Annotated in this window: 20 protein-coding genes; 8 read left to right on the top strand and 12 right to left on the bottom strand. The window is 68.6% G+C overall.

Annotation, left to right across the window (positions count from 1 at the left end):
* Nucleotides 1-26 precede the first annotated feature (26 nt).
* The 3 genes from GGQ91_RS07110 to GGQ91_RS07100 form a co-directional block, all read right to left on the bottom strand.
* Complete coding sequence (locus GGQ91_RS07110; protein ID WP_182591838.1) at nucleotides 27-257, bottom strand: hypothetical protein; 231 nt, start codon at nucleotides 255-257, stop codon at nucleotides 27-29.
* A gap of 398 nt (nucleotides 258-655) precedes the next feature.
* Nucleotides 656-796, bottom strand: coding sequence for a hypothetical protein (locus GGQ91_RS07105; protein ID WP_164706378.1), 141 nt, complete (start codon nucleotides 794-796; stop codon nucleotides 656-658).
* Between the two features lie 660 nt (nucleotides 797-1,456).
* Nucleotides 1,457-2,674 (bottom strand): flagellin N-terminal helical domain-containing protein, encoded by a 1,218-nt coding sequence (locus GGQ91_RS07100; protein WP_043353054.1) that lies wholly within the window; start codon nucleotides 2,672-2,674, stop codon nucleotides 1,457-1,459.
* A 220-nt stretch (nucleotides 2,675-2,894) separates the two neighbouring features.
* Here GGQ91_RS07100 and GGQ91_RS07095 point away from each other — a divergent pair, with 220 nt between their 5' ends.
* Together GGQ91_RS07095 and GGQ91_RS07090 are read left to right on the top strand one after the other, a co-directional pair.
* On the top strand, nucleotides 2,895-3,605 hold the full coding sequence (locus tag GGQ91_RS07095) for a glycosyltransferase family 2 protein (RefSeq protein ID WP_236952954.1): 711 nt from the start codon (nucleotides 2,895-2,897) through the stop codon (nucleotides 3,603-3,605).
* 83 nt (nucleotides 3,606-3,688) lie between these two features.
* Nucleotides 3,689-4,486, top strand: a complete 798-nt coding sequence (locus tag GGQ91_RS07090; protein WP_182591662.1) for a glycosyltransferase family A protein — start codon at nucleotides 3,689-3,691, stop codon at nucleotides 4,484-4,486.
* Nucleotides 4,487-4,579: 93 nt separating this feature from the next.
* On the opposite strand, the gene GGQ91_RS07085 is transcribed toward GGQ91_RS07090, so the two are convergent.
* Together GGQ91_RS07085 and GGQ91_RS07080 are read right to left on the bottom strand one after the other, a co-directional pair.
* Nucleotides 4,580-5,791 (bottom strand): ATP-grasp domain-containing protein, encoded by a 1,212-nt coding sequence (locus GGQ91_RS07085; RefSeq protein WP_182591661.1) that lies wholly within the window; start codon nucleotides 5,789-5,791, stop codon nucleotides 4,580-4,582.
* A 197-nt stretch (nucleotides 5,792-5,988) separates the two neighbouring features.
* On the bottom strand, nucleotides 5,989-8,307 hold the full coding sequence (locus GGQ91_RS07080; protein ID WP_182591660.1) for a Tex family protein: 2,319 nt from the start codon (nucleotides 8,305-8,307) through the stop codon (nucleotides 5,989-5,991).
* A gap of 285 nt (nucleotides 8,308-8,592) precedes the next feature.
* Here GGQ91_RS07080 and GGQ91_RS07075 point away from each other — a divergent pair, with 285 nt between their 5' ends.
* On the top strand, nucleotides 8,593-8,793 hold the full coding sequence (locus GGQ91_RS07075; protein ID WP_043352604.1) for a hypothetical protein: 201 nt from the start codon (nucleotides 8,593-8,595) through the stop codon (nucleotides 8,791-8,793).
* A gap of 39 nt (nucleotides 8,794-8,832) precedes the next feature.
* Here the strand turns inward: GGQ91_RS07075 and GGQ91_RS07070 are convergent, their stop codons facing one another.
* The 3 genes from GGQ91_RS07070 to GGQ91_RS07060 form a co-directional block, all read right to left on the bottom strand.
* Nucleotides 8,833-9,000: a hypothetical protein gene (locus GGQ91_RS07070; protein ID WP_164706379.1), complete on the bottom strand. Its 168-nt coding sequence runs from the start codon at nucleotides 8,998-9,000 to the stop codon at nucleotides 8,833-8,835.
* A gap of 158 nt (nucleotides 9,001-9,158) precedes the next feature.
* Nucleotides 9,159-11,318 carry a glucans biosynthesis glucosyltransferase MdoH gene (mdoH, locus tag GGQ91_RS07065; RefSeq protein WP_182591659.1) on the bottom strand — a complete coding sequence of 720 codons (2,160 nt, stop codon included), beginning with the start codon at nucleotides 11,316-11,318 and terminating at the stop codon, nucleotides 9,159-9,161.
* Nucleotides 11,319-11,374: 56 nt separating this feature from the next.
* Nucleotides 11,375-12,943 (bottom strand): glucan biosynthesis protein D, encoded by a 1,569-nt coding sequence (locus tag GGQ91_RS07060; protein WP_182591658.1) that lies wholly within the window; start codon nucleotides 12,941-12,943, stop codon nucleotides 11,375-11,377.
* Nucleotides 12,944-13,098: 155 nt separating this feature from the next.
* On the opposite strand from GGQ91_RS07060, the gene GGQ91_RS07055 reads away from it, so the two are divergent.
* From GGQ91_RS07055 to GGQ91_RS07045, 3 genes are all read left to right on the top strand, one after another.
* On the top strand, nucleotides 13,099-13,695 hold the full coding sequence (locus tag GGQ91_RS07055; protein WP_043380150.1) for a ribosome hibernation promotion factor: 597 nt from the start codon (nucleotides 13,099-13,101) through the stop codon (nucleotides 13,693-13,695).
* 143 nt (nucleotides 13,696-13,838) lie between these two features.
* Nucleotides 13,839-14,306, top strand: coding sequence for a PTS IIA-like nitrogen regulatory protein PtsN (gene ptsN / locus GGQ91_RS07050; RefSeq protein WP_043351295.1), 468 nt, complete (start codon nucleotides 13,839-13,841; stop codon nucleotides 14,304-14,306).
* A gap of 2 nt (nucleotides 14,307-14,308) precedes the next feature.
* Complete coding sequence (locus tag GGQ91_RS07045) at nucleotides 14,309-14,635, top strand: hypothetical protein (protein WP_043351297.1); 327 nt, start codon at nucleotides 14,309-14,311, stop codon at nucleotides 14,633-14,635.
* Nucleotides 14,636-14,738: 103 nt separating this feature from the next.
* Here the strand turns inward: GGQ91_RS07045 and GGQ91_RS07040 are convergent, their stop codons facing one another.
* From GGQ91_RS07040 to ftsE, 3 genes are all read right to left on the bottom strand, one after another.
* Entirely contained in the window at nucleotides 14,739-15,515 is a 777-nt protein-coding gene (locus tag GGQ91_RS07040; RefSeq protein ID WP_043758193.1) for a YdcF family protein, read from the bottom strand.
* 152 nt (nucleotides 15,516-15,667) lie between these two features.
* A complete protein-coding gene (locus GGQ91_RS07035; protein WP_043351301.1) occupies nucleotides 15,668-16,636 on the bottom strand; it encodes a cell division protein FtsX in 969 nt (322 codons plus the stop codon).
* The gene (ftsE, locus tag GGQ91_RS07030) at nucleotides 16,633-17,325 is read right to left on the bottom strand and encodes a cell division ATP-binding protein FtsE (protein WP_043380143.1); all 693 of its coding nucleotides are present in this window, start codon (nucleotides 17,323-17,325) and stop codon (nucleotides 16,633-16,635) included. Before ftsE ends, GGQ91_RS07035 begins: the two co-directional genes overlap by 4 nt.
* Nucleotides 17,326-17,507: 182 nt before the next feature.
* Here ftsE and GGQ91_RS07025 point away from each other — a divergent pair, with 182 nt between their 5' ends.
* Both GGQ91_RS07025 and GGQ91_RS07020 read left to right on the top strand, forming a co-directional pair.
* Entirely contained in the window at nucleotides 17,508-18,275 is a 768-nt protein-coding gene (locus tag GGQ91_RS07025) for a zinc-ribbon domain-containing protein (RefSeq protein WP_182591657.1), read from the top strand.
* Between the two features lie 153 nt (nucleotides 18,276-18,428).
* Complete coding sequence (locus GGQ91_RS07020; protein ID WP_043380137.1) at nucleotides 18,429-19,379, top strand: helix-turn-helix domain-containing protein; 951 nt, start codon at nucleotides 18,429-18,431, stop codon at nucleotides 19,377-19,379.
* Nucleotides 19,380-19,384: 5 nt separating this feature from the next.
* Here the strand turns inward: GGQ91_RS07020 and GGQ91_RS07015 are convergent, their stop codons facing one another.
* On the bottom strand, nucleotides 19,385-20,557 hold the full coding sequence (locus GGQ91_RS07015) for a glycosyltransferase (RefSeq protein WP_182591656.1): 1,173 nt from the start codon (nucleotides 20,555-20,557) through the stop codon (nucleotides 19,385-19,387).
* Between the last annotated feature and the right edge of the window lie 17 nt (nucleotides 20,558-20,574).

Raw genomic sequence — 20,574 nt, 5'->3', positions numbered from 1 at the left:
CAGCGGCGCGACGATCAAGTCGACCGTCAGCGATGGATACGCACCGGCGCGACCGCCATCCCATCGGACCGTGCCCGGCTGCCGTGACGATCGGTATCCTCGTGAGCGCCGCGCCACGCGATGGAGATGCCCGCGAAAATGGCCGACGCACTGGCCGCGAGGGGCACGAGGATCAGCGCGGCCAGACCGCTGACCGGCGCGAGAATCGCCGCCGTCGCGAGTCCACCGGCGATCGCCGCCGCAATCAACACGATCATCGGAGCCTCGCCCGATCGACGTGGCCTGGATCATGTGCCGGGCCATGGCAGGATGATCCTGCCGTGAGGATTAAAAATTCGTTACCCGAAGAACTCCGAGATTCGCTGATCTTCCCGACGATCTTGCCCGTCGCGCGCCGATCGTTGCGTCTGAAGACGTCGTGCAGCATGGCCAGCGACGGGCGTCCGAGCCTCCCGGATGAACGGCCGCACAGAGATGTCCGATCGGTCAACGTCCGCACGCGATGCGCGCGTTCGAGGCCATCGACGACATCGCAGCGGGAAGGCCCGGATCAGGCGCCGATTTCGCTTGGAATAGATTTCGCCGATTGCGGAGGGCGCCCGGGCCGACAGAATCCGTGCAGAGGCGGGGGCGGCGAAGGGCTGTGGCTGCGTCCTCAATGACCCTGCGCGATCCAGCCGAGCACTGTGGCGCAGCGCTCGGCCTGCCAGCGGGTCAGACCAGAGGCCACGACCGCGCCATTCCGATAGACCACGAAGGTTCCGTCATCGGTTGCACGGATCTTGATGGACGCCATCAGTGAGCTCCCGACGTCAGCATCTGAAGCTGGACCAGTCCGGCTGGGGTGATCTGCCAGACGGCGACCGTACCCTCCGAATCTCCGCAATGGTCGACCCGTCGGAGATGACCGGTGCTTTCGAGCGCGAGGAGCCGGCTGTGGTCGCCGGGCCAGGACGCGTTCGCCTGTCTGCAGACCGCAATCCGGTGTCCCACAGTCTCGGCTGCTCGGATGAGAAGGCGGCGCTCGTGATTCACCAGCATCGGCGCTCCGGCTCGGATCGATCCGTATGAACTGCGTAGAGGCTGGCGCATATGGTCAAGCTTGGCAAGCCTGCGGGCGTATCGCGCTTTGGATCACGCCGATCGGTCCGTCGGCTTCGATGCTGTGCGAGCGCCGGGTTCAGGGTGCCGTGCACGGGCCGACGGAGACCTTCGCCACCTGGAGCGGATGGCGATGGCAGGTGCAACCGGGACCGTGCGGGATCGCGGGATCGCGATGTGGATTGCGGCCGAAGCCGCGGACATGCCGGGTCCGGGCTCGATGGGCGGTTGGCCGTTGCGAGAGCGGACGGAGCGGATCCGCATCTCGTCCGTCCGGTCAATTTATTTGATCGCGCCCAAACGAAAACGGCCGGCCAGGAACCCTGGCCGGCCGTCGTTTCGAACCGCGTGCCGGTTAGCGCAGGAGCTGGAGGACGCCCTGCTGCGCGGAGTTGGCCAGGGACAGGGCGGAGATGCCCATCGACTGCCGGGTCGACAGCGCCTGGGAATTGGCCGCTTCCTGGTTCAGATCGGCGTTGGTCAGGTTGGCCGAGCCGGTCTGCAGCACGTTGATCAGCTGCTTGGAGAAGTCCTGGCGGTTCTGCACGACCGACAGGTTCGAGCCGAGCGCGCTCGCCGCGGAGCTCAGCGCGTTGCCGGCGCTCGTGAGGGTCGACAGGGTCTTGTTGACGTCCGAGTTCAACAGGAAGTTGCCGAGGCCGTTCTGGCTGGCCGTGCTGTTCGAGTTGGTGATCGACGACAGGCCCAGGCCGCTGGCCGTGGCATCCACCGAGGCGACGTTCAGAGTCGAGCTGCCGGTGTCGTTGAACTTGATGTTCATGTCATTGCCCTTGCCGGCAATGAGGTTGACGCCGTTGTAGCTGGCATCGCCGGCGAGCTGCGTGATCTGGTTGAGCAGGTTGTTGTACTGGCTCGCCAGAGAAGCGCGCTGCGACACGCCGGAGACCGAGAGGTCGCTGGAGACGACGGTGGTGGCGGCGGTGCCGTAGGTCGAGGCGGTGGTGCTCGACGCGGTGAAGCCGAGCGCCGTCTGGCTGCCGGAGTTCTGAAACTCCACGTCGGCCTGGGCGTTCAGGACGATCTTCGTGCCGGTGCTGTCGATCGAGAAGATCGCGCCTGCGCCGAACGAGCCGCTGGACGAGGTCGACGCCGAGCTGACCGCCGAGTTCAGGGCCGCGACGGTGGCGCTGATGCTCGACGAGGCGGCGACGTTGGCCGACACGGAGGTGCCGTTGATGGTCAGGAGCACCGTCTGAGAGGCGGTGCTGGCGCTGTAGGCGTTGGCGGCGGTTCCGGTGGTGGAGAGCTGGGTCGAGAGGGCCTGGTTGGCGATGGACTTGGCCTGATCGACCAGCTTCTGGATCGAGGTGATGCCCTGGTTGGCGGCCTGGATCGACTGGACGCCGTTGGAGATGCCGTCGAGCAGGGTGTTCAGGCTCGAGGACCGGGCGTCGAGGGACTGGGAGGTGAAGAAGTTGGTCGGGTTGTCGAGGGCGGAGTTGACCGTCTTGCCGGTGGCGAGGCGGTTCTGCGTGGTCGCCATCAGCTGGGCGGTATCCTGCAGGGAGAGCAGGTTCTGACGCGTGGCGGCCGACAGGGTGATGGAGGACATGGGTCGTATCTTTCTGATTTGATGCGCCCGTTTCTCGGGCACGCCAGTAATCGCGCTCCAGATGTTTCGTGGGGGTTAATCCGATTGTCGACACTCAAGTCGACCGAAGTGATCCTTAATGAATCGCCATCGAAATCCATTAAGTATTGATGGAAGACGGCGCCGTTCAAGATCCATTAACCATCCGCGGCCATAACCGACGGCGCTCGCCAATTCTGTGGTGCCTGCCCGGCCGGTCTCGATCCGGCGTGGCAGGCGAAGGGAAATGGGGCACACCCTAGTACGGAGCTCAACTGTGATCGCTCAAGCGTCCGGTGATGTTGGCGACCCGGCCCCCTCCGCGCCGACGAAATTTCCCCATGTGGCGATCGCGATCCCCTGCGGGACCATGGTCCACGCGGATTTCGCCGTCAGCCTCGGATCCATGATGCATTCCCTCGGCGAGATGCCGATGTCGATCGTGGTCGGGAAATCATCGATCGTCGCCGACGCGCGAAACCTGGGCCTGGAATACGCGCAGAAACACAATGCGGAATACGTCCTGTTCATCGACAGCGACATGACCTTCCCGAAGGACGCCCTGCTCAAACTGCTGGTGCGGCAGGTCGACATCATCGGCGCGACCTATTCCCGGCGCACGGCGCCCTTCCATTTCCTCGGCGAAATCCTGCCGGAGCAGCCGGCCGACGCCCCCAAGGGCCTGCTGGAGATGGCTCGAATCCCCACCGGCTTCCTGCTGATCAAATCGACCGTCTTCGAAAGCCTCAAGCGGCCGTATTTCCGGTTCCGCGTCGATGAGGAGGCCGGGGTGAACATCGGCGAGGACTTCGACTTCAGCGACCGAGTCCGTGCAGCCGGCTACCGGATCTGGTGCGATCCGTATCTGAGCAAGGAACTCGGACATATCGGCGAACAGTCCTTCAAGCTCTGAGTGACGGCCGGCAATCCGATCGGCCGCGACGCAACTGCGCGCCGCGCTTCCGCGAGCTGCGCTCCAAACGATGAGGCGTGGGAATGCGGATTGCGATCATCACGCCGTCCCGGATGAAACCTTCGACTCTGGCCGGCAAATCCGGCCAGTACTTTCTGGAACACGCGGTCGAGAGCGCGAACAGCCAGGAACTCGACAGGCCGGCGACGATCCATTTCTTCGTCGGGACCGACCCCGAGACCGAGATCCCGGCGCGGCTCGCCGCGCATCCGCAGATCACCTTCGTGCGCGGCGAGCGCAAGGGGCAGATTCCCGCCCTGAACGCGGCCATCCGGGCCGTCGATGAAAGCTGGGACTTCGTCGGCTTCCTGGAGGACGACGACCATTGGCTGCCGCCCTATCTCGGTTTCGCGCTTCGGACCCTGGACAGCTTCGATTTCGTCTCCTCGACCCAGGTCGAGACGGACGAGGCCGGCGAGGTCGTCCGGATCAACGACTTCCCGACGCCGTCGGGCTGGCTGATGCGTCGGTCCACCTTCGCGCAGGTCGGCGCGATCAACCCCGCCTCAAAATGGCATTACGACAACGAATGGCTCGGCCGCCTCGCCGAGACCGGCCTGCGCCGCGCCCACCTCGTCGAGGCGACGGCGCCCGGCACTCTCGAGAACGCCGTTCCGGTCCGCCCGTGGCTCGCCAACGTGCTTCGGTTCGGCGGCCCCAACACGCACCTCGTGCGCCACGGCTTCATCCTGCCGCTGGTGTGCCGTCTGGTGCATCCCGGCTCCGGAACCTCGGATGTCGGACAGGGCGGGACGTCGAAAGTCGAGAGCGACGCCGAGTATCAGCGGCTGATCGACCGCTTCGGCCGCATCCCCTGGTGACAGGGCGGCCCTGTCCGCCGTTCGAACTCCCGCAAGGCCTGGATCGGGGCCCGCCCCCTTCGGAAAGGGCGTGAATGCCCGACCGTGCGCGTCCTAGGCGGGTCGCGTCTGAGCGCGCCCGCGGACGGCCTGCTGGAATGCGGAGAACACCCTGCGCATCTGCGGCAGCTTGTAGGGAAACAGGTCCACGGGATCCATGTCGTGGACGACCATCCCGGTATCCGCCTCGAAGATCAGCAGCCGGCCATCCGAGCTCTCCGCGCAATCGAGGATCAGGTAATCGAGCCCGATCCTTCGGTGGATCTCGGCGAACGCGGCGCGATGGCGCTGCGCGAACGCGGCGTCGAACGTGGCCATGGCGGTGGCCTCCGCCGTCCGCTTCTCGGCATCCTCGAGCATTCCGGCGTTGAGGTAATGAATCATCCAGTGGTCGCGGATGGCCAGGTGACACAGGAACGGGACACCGTCGATCAGAACGACCCGGAGCTTTCGGAATAGTCCATCGGGGCCACGATAGTCGCAGAACTGCGTGACGTAGAATCGCTCCGTGGTCGCGTGATCGAGGTAGCGCGTCAGATCCTCGGCCCGATCGACCTTCTGGAGGTCGTTGCCGGCATGGGTATCCAGGGGGCGCACCAGCACCGGATAGTCCAGGCCCTCGGGAAGGCGGGACGCCGAGGCGCTCAGCGCCGCCCGGTCCAGGAGGGCGACGGCAGGCGCCAAGATCCCCTCGGCGCCGCGGAGCGCATCCGCGATCCCGTGCCGGGACGTCTTCAGAACCGCGCGCGGGTGATTGACGATCGGCCGCGACCACCCTTCGGCGGCTGCCGCGACGGCTTCCAAAAGCGGCTCGGCGCCACTCGAATACGCGATGCCCGTGATCAGCACATCGTGCTCCGGCAGGTCGCGCGGCATGTCTTCGCCGGGGCAGAGGAAGAAATAGGTGAGGCTGAAATCGTGGTCGTTCAGCAGAAAATCGATCGGCGTGTTGGCCATGAGATCGCCGGCCGTGACGAGGATGAGCACACGGACCCGCGCCTGATCCGGGTTCGAACGCAGCGAGAAGAGCCGTTGGCCCTGAAGGATGTCGGTCTGGAGCTGCAGCGCCTCGTCGGTGCGGTGCATCAGCAACAGGATCGTCGCCAAATCCATCGCCGCCCCGGCGTCGATGACGCCATCGGGCGATCTGGCGAGGATCTCCTGGGCCAGCGCGGCCATGTCCGAAGCTTCGAAGGCGGCTCTGATGAGGCGTGCCGGGCCGATCATCGGGCTCGGATTGTCGATCCCCGCAGCACGCGCTTGCATCACAGCCTCCGAGAAGGGGAGCCGCCGCTGCGATGCGGCCGCCGGTATCCGGCCACAGGGATCGCACAGGGCGGCACGATCCCCGATCTGTGGCCGGAGGGAGGTTTACGAAGCGCTAACCATAACGGGGCGCATGCAGGACGTCAGCCGAGGCGCTTCCCGTTCCGCGCCGGCGGCTGCCGCGTGTCTCGCGATGGTCAGCTGCGCCGCGCCGATGCGGCGGCGCGACGGAGCGCTTCCGCGAGCGGTCCGGTCGGCGCGGATTCCGCGGTGGCGTTCGGCCGGGTTCGCGGCGCGTCGATCTTCGATTCGCCCCCGCGTCGGGCGGGCTGAGCCGGGTCGATCGGATCGTCGAGCCGCATCGACAATGCGATGCGCTTGCGCGGCACATCGACCCCGAGGACCAGCACCCGAACGACCTCGCCGATCCGGACGATCTCCGTCGGCGACGCGATCCGGCGCCGCGCCATCGCCGAGATGTGGACGAGCCCGTCCTGATGAACGCCGATATCGACGAAGGCACCGAACGCGGCCACGTTGGTCACGACGCCCTCCAGCTGCATGCCGGGCTTGAGATCCCCGATCGTCTCGACACCCTCCTGGAAGCGCGCCGTCTTAAAGGCCGGCCGCGGATCGCGCCCCGGCTTCTCGAGCTCGGCGATGATGTCGCGGACCGTCGGCAGGCCGAAACGCGCGTCGACGAACGGCTCCGGCGCCAAGCGGCCAAGGAGGGCGGCATTGCCGAGCAGGACGTGGATGTCGCTCTTCGTCGCCTGGAGGATGCGGCGGACCACCGGATAGGCTTCCGGGTGGACGCCCGACCCGTCGAGCGGGTCGTCGCCGCCCTGGATGCGGAGGAAGCCGGCGGCGAGCTCGAAGGTCTTCGGGCCGAGCCCCGGGACCTTCTTCAGCGCCGTGCGCGTCCGGAACGGGCCCTGGGCGTCGCGATGGGCGACGATCCGCGCCGCCATCGCGCCGCCGAGGCCGGAAACCTGCGCCAGCAGGGCCGGGGAGGCCGTGTTGACGTCCACCCCGACGGCGTTGACCGCATCCTCCACCACCGCGGAGAGCGAGCGCGACAGCTTCGCCTCGCTCACGTCGTGCTGGTACTGCCCGACGCCGATGGACTTCGGATCGATCTTGACCAGTTCGGCCAGGGGATCCTGAAGGCGCCGGGCGATCGACGCGGCGCCGCGATGGGACACGTCGAGATCGGGCAATTCCCGCGCGGCGATCTCCGAGGCCGAATAGACCGAGGCGCCGGCCTCGGAGACCATGACTTTCGCGAGCGGAAGATCCGGGTTCGACGCGATGATCTCCGCGGCGAGGCGTTCGGTTTCGCGGGAGGCCGTGCCGTTGCCGATGGCCAGAAGCTCTACGTTGTGAAGGCGGCACAGGCGCCCCAACGCCGCCACCGCTTCGCGCCAGCGGCGCTGGGGCTCGTGCGGATAGGTGGTCTCCACCGCGACGACGCGGCCGGTGCGATCCGCCACCGCCACCTTCACGCCGTTCCGATAGCCGGGATCGAGCCCCATCGTGGTGCGGCCGCCCGCCGGAGCGGCCAGGAGCAGGTCCTTCAGGTTTCCCGCGAAGACCGTCACGGCCTCATCCTCGGCCCGCTCGAACAGGTGGTTGCGCAGATCCTGCTTGATGCCCACCCGGATCTTCGTCCGCCAAGCCGCGCGGACGGTTTCGACGAGCCAGGAATCGCCGGGGCGGCCCCGCAGGGCGATGTCGAAGCGGCGGCAGATCGCGGTTTCGAACGGTCCGGGAATCCCGGGCGCGGAATCCTCACCCTCCGCGGTGAAGCCGACCTCGAGAATCTCCTCCCGTTCGCCGCGGAAGATCGCCAGGATGCGGTGAGAGGGCATCCGCTCCAGCCGCTCGCTCCAGGCGAAGTAATCCGAAAATTTCGCGCCCTCGTTCGCCTTGCCCTTCCGGACCTGGGAGACGAGCTGGCCGCCCCGCCAGTAATCCGTGCGCAGGCGCCCGACGAGGTCGGCGTCCTCGGCGAAGCGCTCGATCAGGATCGCACGGGCACCGTCCAGTGCGGCGTCGACATCGGTGATGCCATGGGCGTCCGACAGGTAGCGCGCCGCCACCGTCTCGGGCGCGTTATCGGGCCGGCGCAGGAGAAGCTCGGCCAACGGTTCGAGGCCGGCCTCCCGGGCGGCGTGGGCCTTCGAGCGTCGCTTGGGTCGGAACGGCAGATACAGGTCTTCCAGGCGCGCCTTCGTATCGGCGGCCTCGAGGGCTGCGGCGAGAGGCGGAGACATCTTGCCCTGCGCGGTGATGCTCGCGACGATCGTGGCGCGCCGGTCGTTGAGATCGCGCAGATATGAGAGCCGTTCTTCGAGCCGGCGCAACTGCGTGTCGTCGAGGCCGCCCGTATTCTCTTTCCGATAGCGCGCGATAAACGGCACGGTCGCACCGCCATCGAGGAGCGCGACGGCGGCGGCAACCTGCGCCTCTCCGACACCGAGCTCATCGGCGATCAGCGCGTTGACGGCTTTCATGGAAACTCCGGCGGGAAGCGCAGCAGGGATGCGCCGTCTGCCTGAAACCCCAAGCCGTCGGAAACAAGGCGTCCGTCAGGCCCGTTCGCATGCCGCCGCTTCTGCAGCCGGATCCCGCACGCGCTTCGGCATGGTTTCCAGCCGGCGACGCACCGAACCCGGTGGAAGACTTCGCTGAACCGGACGGGCGGCTCGAAAGCCGTGACGATCATCCCGTGTCGTCATCGGGATGTCACCGGCTGATGCGAGCCTTTCCCTTCGCATGTCCCGGAAAGGCAGGCGCCCGTGCAATTCGAGATCCGTGAGCACAGCCGGTCGCTTTGGTCGTGGGTTCTCGTCAACGAGACCGACGAGCCGGTGCTCGAATCGCGGCGTAGCTTCCCGTCCCGCGCGCAGGCGACGGCGGCGGCGCTCGCCTTTTCCCAGCTGGTTGCGCGGGCCGGGCGGAGTTTGACCGGCGGTCCGCGACCGGTGGGCTTCCTCTAGGGAAGCGATTCCCGGCTTCGGGCCGGACGGCGATTCCTCTCAGGTCGGCCGCGCCCGGTGGCGGAGGAGGCTGGCCACGCTCAAGCAGGCGATCACGCAGCCCACCCCCATCGCGCCGAGGCAGCTGATGGTGCGGACCGGCTCGCCGCGGGCCAGAACGATGGCAAGCGCGAGCGGCAGGAGCAGGAACACGAACAGCAGGGTCATGACCGGATCCGAGTGACGATGGCCGAGTCTAGGATCCGAATGGTTAACCCCTTCTCTCGACACCCGGCCGCGCCCTTGAGCCGGTGCCGCGACGGCTGCGCACAGCGCGAGGACGTGATCGCCGAACGCCCCGCCCGAGATCCCGGCGCGAACCGCGATCAGGCGTGGCTGGTCTCGAGACGCACGAGGCGGTCCACGAGGGCCCGGTCGTGAAGCAGGGCCATCCGCTCCTTCTGGGAGAGCCACAGCTGCGCCTCCGCCACCGTCTCGGCCTCGCAGATCTTGGCGGCCGCCAGGGTCTGGTCGGCGTCGATCGCGCCCCGGGGCCGCCGCTGTCCCTTCGGAAGCATCCGGCTGTGGGCGTGCGCAAGGGCGGGATCGGCGTGGATCGCCACGAGGGAATCGGTGTCGTCGTAGCCGCGAGCGGCATTGCGGGTCGCAAGCGCCGCTGCCCGCAGCGCGATCTCCGGCGGCGATGCCTCTTCGGGCGTGGCGAGTAGCATCCGGCGCTTGAGCGCCAGGCCCAGGGTCAATTGTCCGCTCGCCCAGGAAATCGGGATCGCGAGCACCAGACCCAGGATCGTCGGGCTCATCCAGAGGAACAGCGACGTCGCGATCGCGAAGGCCGCGATTCCCGCCACGAGCCCCAGAACCGTGTGCCAGCGGTGACGGCGGACGATGTCCCGCAGCGGGATCGAGCCGTCGTCGCGGCGCTGCGGATTCCAGCCCGTGTCCCGTCCCAGCAGAATACCGATCACCGAGCCGGACTGGATGACCATCGCCACCGGCGCCACCAGCGCGGAGAGCAGGATCTCGACCAGGCTCGACAGGATGAGCCGCCCGGCGCCCCCGCAGGCGCGCCGCACCGGAGCATCCAAGAGGGCCAGGATCAGGCCCAGAACCTTGGGCGCAAGCAGAACCGCCATGGTCAGGCCGAACAGCTGGAGCGCGCGGACCGGATCGAATCGCGGGAAAACCGGCGAGAAGCCCGCCCCCCCGAAATAGTCCGGCCGTTCCGTGGCGGTCTGCAGCACAAGCAGGATGCCGACCACCAGCTGCATCAGCCAGAGTGGCGAGGCGAGATAGCCGGCAATGCCGGTAGCGAAGTGCTGGCGGGTCGCGGGATGCAGCCCCGCGGCGCCGATCACTCGCGCATGCTGGAGGTTGCCCTGCGCCCAGCGCCGGTCGCGCACCGCGACGTCGATCAGCGACGGCGGGCTCTCCTCGTACGAGCCCGGCAGGCGGTGGAGCATGTACACCGCCCAGCCCGATCGGCGGATCAGAGCCGCCTCCACGAAGTCGTGCGACAGGATATGGCCGCCGAAGGGGGGCTTACCGGGCAGATCCGGCAGGCCACAGGATTCCGCGAAGGCGCGGGTGCGGATGATCGCGTTATGCCCCCAGTAGTTGCCGTCCCGCCCCGACCACGCGGAAAGCCCGGCCGCGATCACGGGGCCGTAGATCCGGGCCGCGAATTGCTGAAGCCGGGCGAACAGGGTGTTGCGGTTGATGATCAGCGGCAGGGTCTGGATGATACCGGCATCCGGATCCGCCTCCATGGCGTAGGCCAGCGCCACGATCGCCGATCCGCTCATCAGGCTGTCGGCATCCAGCACGAGCATGTGCTCGTAGTGGCCACCCCACCGCGTGACGAAGTCGCCGATATTGCCGGCCTTGCGATGGTGATTCTTCGCCCGGTGGCGGTAGTAGAGCCGGGCATCGGGACCCAGGCGGCCGCGCAATTCGAGGAAGGCGCGCTCCTCGGCGATCCAGGCATCGGGCTGGGTCGAATCCGACAGGACGTACCAGTCGAAATGGTCTCCCAGTCCGGTGGCCTCGACCGCCTCGCGCATGGCCTCGACACCCGCGAAGGTGCGGGCTGTCGCCTCGTTGTAGACGGGCATCAGGACCGCGGTCCGCGTGGTCAGGGCCGTCGGAGCCGACATCGGACGCGGCCGCCGCAGCAGCATCCCGAAGCCGAGCACGGCGCTGGTGAAGGCGAGCGCGATCCACGAGAACGTCAGGCAGAACAGGACGACCAGCACGAGCTGGAGCGCGGTCGGATTGCCCGAGACCGACACGGTCTCGACCATCTGCCAGCCGCCGAAGGCGGTGAGCGCCAGCGCGCCGCCGAAAACCAGAATCCGCGCCGGCCAGGGATCACGGCCGGGTCGTGCGGGCCGATGGCCCTGGCCCATATCCCAATGCGACAGATCTTGGACGGGCATGGCCAGCGGCGCTTCGCGCGGCATGCCGCCTCCGTCATCGGGGCTCGCCTCGGCCACGCGCGCGGCGTCGATCGCGGGCGGCACGGTCATCGTCTCGTCCAATTGCACGGTGCAGGCCGGTCCTTGATGTTGAGGCGGATCGGGGATCACGGTGTCCAGCGGAACAACCACGACTCGCTGACCCGGGCTTGGCCGCGCCGGAGGGCGAGGCGCAGCTCGCTCGCGCGGGCGCTGCCGGGATCGAGTTCGAACAGGATCCGCAACGTCTTGCGCTCGGGATACCGAAACCGGTCCTGGCGTGTGATCGTCCCGGCCGACGCGCTGAGATCGACGTCGATATCGCCGGGCTGAAACAGCGTGTCGCCCTCGAAGTCGACGGCGAAGAGGCGGCGGCTGCCGGTGCTGCCATGGCCGCAGCGGCTGTCGCGCACCCGTGCGATCTCCGGAGGCAGTGGATCCGGCCAGCCCTTGGACCAATGCTGACGGCACTGGAAGCGCATCTCCACGCCCTTCGCCAGCTTCGCCTTGGGTCGCCAATAGGCGAAGACGTTCTCGTTCAGCTCGGAATCGCTCGGGATCTCAAGCAGGGTGACGGCACCCTCGTTCCAGTCATCCAGCGGCTCCAGCCACAGGGATGGGCGCTGTTCCCAATGACGCCGGTCATCCTCGAAGTCATCGTACGCGCGGGCGCGCTGCATGAGGCCGAACCCTTTCGGACCGCGATCCACGAAGGCCGAGACCTGGAGGGCCTCCGGATTGTGAACGGGCCGCCAGATCGGCTCGCCGTAGCCGTTGTGGATCGCCAAGCCCTCTACCGAGAAGGCCGCGGCGCGCAGATCGTCGACGCGGTTCCGGTCGAGGGGTCCGAACAGGTAGCTCCCCTGCATGCCGCCGAGCCCGATATGGTCGAGGTCGGCGCGGGCGAAGACCGTTCCCTCGATCGCCGCCGTGGAGACGTCACGGCCGGGCGTGAGCGTGATTTTGAACGCCGCCGTCGCCGACTCGGAATCGGCGAGGGCATGAACGACGACCGGCTGGCCGGGCGCGGGCGTCTCCACGAACAGGGCCCGAAAGAGCGGGAACTCCTCCCCGCGGGAATCGGCCGGCCGCAGGGCCAGCGCGCGGGCGTTGATGCCGAAATCCTGGCCCTCCGCGACGAGCCGGAAAAACGAGGCGCCCTGGAACAGCGCGAAGCTCGATACGTCCTCCGCACCCTCGAACCGGGCCCGGAGGCGGAAGCCCGAGAAGGCGGCGTCGGGTTCGAGATCCGGCAGATCGAGGCCGGGGGCGACGAACGCCGTCTTGTCGTACGCGACGGGCTGAACCAGCCCGTTCTCGATGACGAACAGCGACACCGGCGTCTCGAAGATCGATCCGCGCAGGAGCGGCTCCAGAACGTAGCCCACGTTTCGGTCGGCCCAGAGCGCGCGGCCCTCCGCCGGGTGGATCGCGTCGTACGCCTCCCGGGACAGAGCCTTCAGCACCGCCGGGACGTCGCCGGTCTTCGGCCCCGCATAGGGTGCTGCGGCACGGGCGCGGGCCAAGTCGGTCAGGGTGTTCGCCTCGAAGGCCTCGCCCTTGCCAGGCAGCGCGGGCGCTTTGTCCGGCTCGGCCGAACGGGCCACTGCCGGAAGCAGTCCCGCGGCAGCACCCAGCGTGCCGACCAGCAGGGCGCGGCGTGTCGGTGCGGCGGAAGGCACGGCGTCGATCGTCATGCAGGCAGTCGTCTCACGTCTCGGGAGCCTCCCTGTATACGGACAGGCCGGCTGAACCCAGGGTTAAGCAACCGCCTGAACCGCAAGTGGCTCCGTTGACTTAACCCGAGCCGGCTCTCTAAGTCGGCCGTCTGCATCGAAACGGGGGAGGCAGCATGGGATCGTTGCGAGTCACTGGCCACGGCGTGGATCTCGGAGAGAGCCTGCGCGGCCGCGTCGAGGAGCGGATGTCCGCGATCCAGGCCAAATATCTCGACTCGCACATGCACGATTCCTGCAACGGCCATGTCACGCTCCGGCGTGACGGCACCGCCTTCCGGACGGATTGCGTGCTGCACCTCGTGTCCGGCCTCACGATCGAGGCCAACGGCTTCGCCCACGATGCCCGGGCGAGTTTCGAGCAGACCGCCGAGCGCCTGGAGACGCGGCTGCGCCGCTACAAGCACAAGCTCAAGCAGCACGCCACCGGACCGGGGGACGACGCGGCGATCGAGGCCGCCTATGCGGTGTTCGCTGCCCCGCCGGAGGAGGACGACGAGGACGCCGTCGAGGGTGACGCCCATCCGCCGATCGTCGCCGAAAGCACCAAGACCCTCCAGCGCCGCACCATCGGCGAGGCCGTGACGGCCCTGGACATGACGGGATCCCCGGTGGTCGTGTTCGTCCACGCTGGCACCGGACGCGTCAACGTCGTATATCGGCGCAGCGACGGAGCGATCGGCTGGGTGGACCCACCGAGCGCCGCCGAGTGACGCGATAGGTCGGGAGAAGCGGAGCCGGAACCGGCTGGTTTCCCCACCTATTGATCCAGCAGGGGCGCGGCCGGAACGGTCGACGACGCCCCTGCGACGAGGCCCGCTTCCTCGCGAACGGGTGACGGGGCAACGGTCGTTCGATGCCAGTTCTGGAATTTCTCGACCCCGAGTCGGTCGTGCCGGCCCTGCGCGCCCGCGCCAAGAAGCAGGTGCTGCAGGATCTCGCCGCGCAGGCGGCGCGGCGCCTGCCGGCGCTCGGCGAGCGGCCCGTCTTCGACACCCTTCTCCAGCGCGAGCGGCTCGGATCGACCGGCATCGGTGATGGGGTGGCGATTCCCCACGGCAAGCTGCCCGGACTCGATCGGCTCTTCGGGCTGTTCGCCCGATTCGACCGCCCGGTGGATTTCGACGCCCTCGACGGCCAGCCGGTGGATATCGCCTTCCTGCTCCTCGCGCCCGAAGGGGCGGGGGCCGATCACCTGAAGGCGCTCGCGCAGGTTGCCCGCATTCTCCGCGAGCCGGGCATGCTCACGCATATCCGCGCCGCTCGGGATGCCGGTGCCCTCTACGCCCTTCTGACGCGCTCGACGGCACCGCAGGCGGCCTGATGATGCCGATCTTTCGGACCACCGCCGCTCTGGCCTTCGCGGCCATCGCCTCGACCGCCGCCGCGGCGCAGGGGGAGACGACCTGCGCCCGCGATGTCCTCGTGGCGCAATCGATGCAGCGCCAAGCCCTCGACCAGCTCGAGCAGGCGGACGGTGACGACGCCAAGAACTGCCGCATCTGGCGCCGTCACGTGGAGACGATGCGCCGCGTGGCGAGCGTGTACGGGCGCTGCCTGTCGGGCACCGAGCGCAGCGAGCGCCTCGCCCAGGTTCAGGGATCGGACCGGGAATTCTCGGCGGCCATCAAGGCACGCTGCAAGGGTCCGTAGACCGCTGCCGAGCGCCCCTGATTCGGACGGTCACGCGCGGTGATCCACGATGGCCTGGGGCCGAACTGTCGGCTCCGACGGGACGGCGCACCCGGGGGCGAGGTCAGTCCACGCCGCGCATCATCAGCGGCTCGGCCACCATCTTCACCGGCTTGCCCCGCCCGATAAGGATCGCGGCGCGCGAGCGCTCGGGGTCCGCCTCGAAGCGCGTACGGACCCAGCTGACCAGGAATTTCATATATTCGGAGGCCAGAAGGCGCGCGGCAGGCGGGTCGTGCCACCAGCGGTCGGCGTCGAATGCCTCCGTCACGACGGGATGCGGCAGGACGCGGTCGCTGTCCTGCAGAGCATGATCGAGTTCGATCAGCGTCCGCGGCATGTGATAATTCGAGGTGACGACCGCGACGGTGCTGAAGCGGTGCGCCCGCATCCAGCGCCGGGTTTCGATCGCGTTCCCGATCGTGTTGCGCGCCCGGTAGTCGAGATCGACACAGCAGGCGATGAGCGCGCGCTGGGTCGGGTTCAGGCGGGCGATCTCGTCGCGGCTGGTCCGCTCGTTGACGCCGGTGATGAGAAGCCGCCGGCCGTAGCCTCCGGCCAGCAGGTCGATCGCATCGCCGATCCGCTGCGCACCGCCGGTCAGCGCCACGATTCCGTCGGCCCGATCAGACGGCGCACGCTCGTGTCGCGCCAGCGCGCCGACGAAGATCAGGAATCCGGCAAACAATGCCAGCGCGCCCAAACCCGCGCCGAGGCTGCAGGTCCACAGCGCGATCCGCCGCCGGCGGCGCGGGCGCACGACGGCGCGGGGCGGGTGATCCCACACGTGCCAAGCCCAGCCGACGGGGTCGGTCATGAGCGGATCCGATGCGCGCAGCATACGCGTGATCATCCTCCGGAAGATCGGAGCCGATTGCGGCAACCCGGAGGCCGGCGCCCTCAGCCGTATCAACACCGCGATGATAAAGTTTCCAGATGGTAAACGTGCTATCGAGACTCCCTATTTCCACCTGAACGCGACGTCGCACGCCCTCACGCCAAGAACCGCCGGACGGTCACGCGCGAGACGATGCCGGTGACCAGAGACGCGATCACGCCGATCAGGAGCACGCTGGCATAGCCGCGCACGCCGATATGGAATGCGCCGAACAGAGCCTCGACCTCCTGGCCGGCCGGTCCAGACCGGGCGGCCCTGGCCAGGAGGCCGGCGATGACGAAGGCGACGAGAGCCAGTCCGGCCCCGATCGCGCCACCCCGCAGGCCCAGGCCGAAGAAGCGCCGCTGAAATGCCCGGGCGATGTAGTCGTCGTCGGCACCGACGAAGTGGAGAACCTCCACGACCTCGCGGTTGCTCGCCATGGCGCCGCGGGTCGCGAAGGTCACGGCGAGCCCGGTGGCGATCAGAACGAGCAGCACGAGTCCGATCCCGATCCCCACGAAGGCGTTGGCGGCGGTCGAGAGCCGCTGCAGCCAGAGGGCGTGGTCATCCAGGCTGGCCACACCCGGCAGAGCCTCGACGAGCCGAGTTCGCAGGCGCTTCAGATCCGCAACCTGGCCGCTCGCGAGCTTGAGGGCGATGAGCCGCGGGACCGGGAGGTCCGAGAGGTCGAGCCCGGTCCCGAGCCACGGCTCGAGGAGGCGCTCGGCCTCGGCCTTGCTGAAGACCCGCGTCTCCGCGATCCCCGGTTCGGCCTTGGCGATGCCGTCGGCGCGGGACACGTCGGCATCGACGTCGCGGCCGGGACCCGGCCGGACCTGGATGGTGACCTCCCGGGCCACATCGCCCTGCCATTGGGCGGCATTCGTCGCGACCATCTCGGCGGCCCCAGCGCAGAGCCCCGCCAGGAAGGTCAGGATCGCGATGACCGCCGCCAACGAGCGGCCGGCCGCCGTGTCAGTGGGGACCAGCGGCGCGTTGCGACGCAGGTTGGCCGGCATCGACGGGTCGGGCGGCACGGCCGATCCGCCGGGCTTCGTCCGCGGGATCGCCTGCGTGCTCATTCCTCGATCCGCAGCCGGCCTTCGCCCAGGACCATCCGGCGGGCGTCGACGGCGTCCATGATGCCGAAATCGTGGGTGGCGATGATGACCGAGGTCCCGAGCTTGTTCAATTCGAGGAAGAGTCGAAGCAGCCGTCGCCCGAGGCCCGGATCGACGTTGCCGGTGGGCTCGTCGGCGAGCAGCAGGTCGGGCCGCGCGATCAGCGCCCGAGCGATCGCGGCGCGCTGCTTCTCGCCGCCCGAGAGCAGCGGGGGAAGGGCGTGCATGCGCTCGCCGAGGCCGACCCAGCGCAGCAGCTCCACCACCTCGGCCCGGTAGCTGGCCTCGGCCCGGCCCTGGACGCGCAGGGGCAGGGCCACGTTCTCGTAGGTGGTGAGGTGGTCGAGGAGCCGGAAATCCTGGAACACCACGCCCATGCGCCGCCGGAGTCCGGTCAACGCCTTGGCTGAGATCCCGCTGACCTCCTCGCCGAAGATCGAGACGAGGCCGCGGGTCGGCCGCACCGAAAGCAGGATGAGGCGCAGCAGCGTCGTCTTCCCGGCTCCGGAGGGACCGGTGAGAAACTGGAAGGAGCGCGGCGCGATGCGGAAGCTCACGTCGGACAGCACTTCCGGCCCGAGCCCGTAGCGCATGCCGACATTCTCGAACTGCACCACCGGCCGCTCAGCGCCGGGCAGCAGGCTTTTCATGCTCGCCTGTAGGTTCAAGGCCGTGCCGTGTCTCGTCTGTCCATGCCTCGGGAATCGCCGGACGGGCGGGCGTTTTCAAGGCCTCCTGAGTTTCACCGCCGCTTAACCCTGTTCAGCGACACTTCCTCAAGCACTTTTAATTTCCGCCCCGGCTGCGGCCGATCGATGCGAGTATGCGGCGTATGCTGATCGCCTGCCCGAGCTGCGCGAGCGAATATCGCATCGATGCCAGCAAGGTCGGCATGGAGGGCCGTTCGGTCCGCTGTGCCGCCTGTCGCGAGACGTGGTTCATCACGCCGGCCGATGTTCTCGCCGGCCATGAGGCGGAACTCGCCGCGCGTGCCGAGGCCGATCCGCTCGCCGACGCCGCGTGGGAGGAGGCGACGGCCTCGGTTCGAACGGCGGCCGACGTCCCAACTCCCACCGTCCCGCGAAAGGCCCGGCGTTCGAAATCCGCCGGGAAGGGCCGTCGCGCGATTCCAGGCCTGTCGCCGTCCCTGGCCTTCGGTCTGGTGCTCCTCGCTTCACTGCCGCTCGCCTGCCTTGCCCGGACGAGCGTGGTCAAAGCCGCGCCGCAGACCGCCTCCTTGTTCGCACGCGTCGGCCTGCCCGTGAACATCCGAGGCATCGAGATCCGCGACGTGGTGGCCTTCACCAACCCTGCCGAGGACGGCCATCCTGCGGAATTGGTGGTGGAAGGCGACCTCGTCGGCGTTGCCCGTAAGGACGCTGCGGTCGCGCCGCTGAGCGTTGAAATTCGCGACGCCGGTGGCCGGACGATCCGCACCTTCTCGGTTGCGCCGCCACGGGCGGTCCTCGCCGCAACCGAGACCGCCCGATTCCGTGCGAGCCTGTCGGCACCACCGTCCGATGGCCGCGCGATCCTGGTGCGTTTCGCCGATGCGTCGGGCGCCCGGCCGGACGCGCGGGTGGCAGCGTCCGAGCGTTGATCGCTCCCGGAGTCGCTCCGCGGCGAGACCATTCGGCTTATCGGCGTCATCTATTTAAGGTTGCGCCGCGACCTCAGATCTGCAATTTGCTTCGTTGAGGTTCCAACGCGCGAAGGCGCGCAGGCTGTTGTTGGCGCCCGGGGCAGACCCGCTTTGAGTGTCCGCGAGACGGTTCCCATCGTCATCCAGACGACCGACACGGTCGAGCAGAAGCGCGCCTTCGATTACTGGCGCAGCACAGCTTTGGCCCGGGTGGACGCGACGATGCTCGCGCCCGATGTGCCGTTCACGGCGGGCCGCAGGCTCGCGGTCTCCACGCACGGCGTGGTCCTGCACACCCTCAGCGGTCCGATCGGGGTCGAGCGCACGGCGCACCATGTGCGCCAGGACGGGCGCGACGACATCGCGATCGCGTTTCTCGTTCAGGGGGGCGGCTTCGTCGAGCAGGGTAACAGCGGCGCCCTGCTGAGCGCCGGCGACATCACGGTCCATGCCATGGATCAACCGTTCGCGATCGGCAGCCGCGACGCCTACGAGGAGATCCGCCTACAGGTGCCCCGTGCCGCCTTCCTGGCGCAAGTGGGCAACGTGCCGGCCTTTGTCGGGCGCAAGCTCCGGGCCACGCCGCTCAGCGGCCTGTTCGCGACCTATCTTCGGTCGTTCTCGGAGACGGTCGGCGGCATGACGGAGGCGGAGGCCGGCATCGCGCTGGAGGGCGTGTTGCATCTTCTGCGCGCGCTCGCCGACGGTCAGGGCGACCAGGGGGACAACGATCTCTCCGGCGAAGCCGTCCGGTCTCTGGCCCTCGCCCATATCGAGCGCCGGCTGCACGATCCCGCCTTCGGGCCCGAATCGCTTCCGGCCGCCCTGCGGGTCTCGCGCAGCCGGCTCTACGCGGCCTTCACGGGCGACGAGGGCGTGGCGGCAAAGATCCGCGACGCGCGTCTCGACCGCGCCTACCGGCGGCTGCGGTCGCGCACGAGCGGAACCCGGATCGGATCCGTGATGGCCAATTGCGGCTTCACCGATGCGGCCGCCTTCAGCCGCGCCTTCCGCCGCCGGTTCGGCATGGCCCCACGGGACGTCTTGGAAGGCCGTTTCTGAGGATATCAGATCCGGCTGCCCCGCGGATCCGCGACCGGCCGGCCGGAGGCCGCTGAACCCGCGATCCGCCGCGCGAAGCCCAGGAGGCCGAAACCGAGGCGGAGTGCGGCGACGCCGAGCCGCGCGATCCGGATCTGGCCGGGCAGCTGCCGCGGACCGATGGGACGATAGGCCAGATCCGGGCTGAGCCGCTCAGCCTCGGCGATGGCCTGGCCAAGGGGGAGGGCAGCGATCCGCCGCGCCTCCACCGGGGCGATCCCGATGGCCCGCGCCCAGGCCTCGTTCCGGGCGAGCAGCCCGCGATCGTGCATCCGACGGAACCGCCGGCGCCAGGCGTAGCGCCGCACGGCGCGCGGGAAGGTCTCCATCCGGGCGTCGCAGAGCGCGTCGGGCTCCTCGCAACGGGAGCGGATCGTGTCGGCGACACCGCCCGGAGCCCGCCCGGCGAGTCGCGCCGAGATGGTCACGCACACATCGGTGGCGTGACGGACCCGCAAGCCGTGTTCGAGCAGGCGCGCGATGAAGGCACCGTCCTCCCCGAGGGGGATCTCGGGCATGCCGCCGACCGCAAGGTAGGCGCTTCGGGTCACCGCCAGGGTCGCCCCGATCGCTGTCCGATGACACGGCCAGGGATCGTGCGGGTCGGGGTCGATCCGCGCCTCGGCCTCGGTGATGAGGGCGTCGTAGAGATCCTCCAGGCGCCCGCGGGCAGGAAGCGAGGGCGGCAGCAGCGCCGCCTCCGCCGCATCGAGCTCGACCCGGCCGGCCACCGCATCGGCCCCCGCCCGGATCGCCGCGCGATTGCGGGCGACCCAATTGGGCGGGACCCGGCTGTCGGCGTCGGTGGACAGGATGATCCCCGCATTCCCCGCATCACCCAGCCAGGCGGCGGCGGCATCCATGGCCCTGCGCCGGGCCCAGCCGGCATGGGCGCCGGAAAAATTCTCGCTCAGCACCCGGACCGGGATCGACAGCGTCGGCACCAGGGCCGACACGAGGGCCTCCGTACCGTCCGTGCAGTTGTTCAGGAACAGCACCAGCCCGAGGCGGCCGGGTTCCAGACCCTCCTGGGCGTCGATCGCCTTCAGGCAGGCGGCGATCCGCTCCTCCTCGTTTCGCACGGGTACGGCCACGATCGCATCGGGACACGGATCGTCTGACAGGAGGGCGCTCGACACCGGTGAAGTTCTCCGCC

Source organism: Methylobacterium fujisawaense (assembly GCF_014138435.1).
Taxonomy (GTDB): domain Bacteria; phylum Pseudomonadota; class Alphaproteobacteria; order Rhizobiales; family Beijerinckiaceae; genus Methylobacterium; species Methylobacterium fujisawaense.
This window is presented reverse-complemented; position numbering and strand designations above follow the sequence as displayed.

Bases quoted from the DNA above. Each gene is read 5' to 3' on its own strand.
- GGQ91_RS07110 (WP_182591838.1), bottom strand. From the start codon at position 257: ATGATCGTGTTGATTGCGGCGGCGATCGCCGGTGGACTCGCGACGGCG.
- GGQ91_RS07105 (WP_164706378.1), bottom strand. From the start codon at position 796: ATGGCGTCCATCAAGATCCGTGCAACCGATGACGGAACCTTCGTGGTC.
- GGQ91_RS07100 (WP_043353054.1), bottom strand. From the start codon at position 2,674: ATGTCCTCCATCACCCTGTCGGCCGCCACGCGTCAGAACCTGCTCTCC.
- GGQ91_RS07090 (WP_182591662.1), top strand. From the start codon at position 3,689: ATGCGGATTGCGATCATCACGCCGTCCCGGATGAAACCTTCGACTCTG.
- GGQ91_RS07085 (WP_182591661.1), bottom strand. From the start codon at position 5,791: ATGCAAGCGCGTGCTGCGGGGATCGACAATCCGAGCCCGATGATCGGC.
- GGQ91_RS07080 (WP_182591660.1), bottom strand. From the start codon at position 8,307: ATGAAAGCCGTCAACGCGCTGATCGCCGATGAGCTCGGTGTCGGAGAG.
- GGQ91_RS07070 (WP_164706379.1), bottom strand. From the start codon at position 9,000: ATGACCCTGCTGTTCGTGTTCCTGCTCCTGCCGCTCGCGCTTGCCATC.
- mdoH (WP_182591659.1), bottom strand. From the start codon at position 11,318: ATGACCGTGCCGCCCGCGATCGACGCCGCGCGCGTGGCCGAGGCGAGC.
- GGQ91_RS07060 (WP_182591658.1), bottom strand. From the start codon at position 12,943: ATGACGATCGACGCCGTGCCTTCCGCCGCACCGACACGCCGCGCCCTG.
- GGQ91_RS07055 (WP_043380150.1), top strand. From the start codon at position 13,099: ATGGGATCGTTGCGAGTCACTGGCCACGGCGTGGATCTCGGAGAGAGC.
- ptsN (WP_043351295.1), top strand. From the start codon at position 13,839: ATGCCAGTTCTGGAATTTCTCGACCCCGAGTCGGTCGTGCCGGCCCTG.
- GGQ91_RS07045 (WP_043351297.1), top strand. From the start codon at position 14,309: ATGCCGATCTTTCGGACCACCGCCGCTCTGGCCTTCGCGGCCATCGCC.
- GGQ91_RS07040 (WP_043758193.1), bottom strand. From the start codon at position 15,515: ATGCTGCGCGCATCGGATCCGCTCATGACCGACCCCGTCGGCTGGGCT.
- GGQ91_RS07035 (WP_043351301.1), bottom strand. From the start codon at position 16,636: ATGAGCACGCAGGCGATCCCGCGGACGAAGCCCGGCGGATCGGCCGTG.
- ftsE (WP_043380143.1), bottom strand. From the start codon at position 17,325: ATGAAAAGCCTGCTGCCCGGCGCTGAGCGGCCGGTGGTGCAGTTCGAG.
- GGQ91_RS07025 (WP_182591657.1), top strand. From the start codon at position 17,508: ATGCTGATCGCCTGCCCGAGCTGCGCGAGCGAATATCGCATCGATGCC.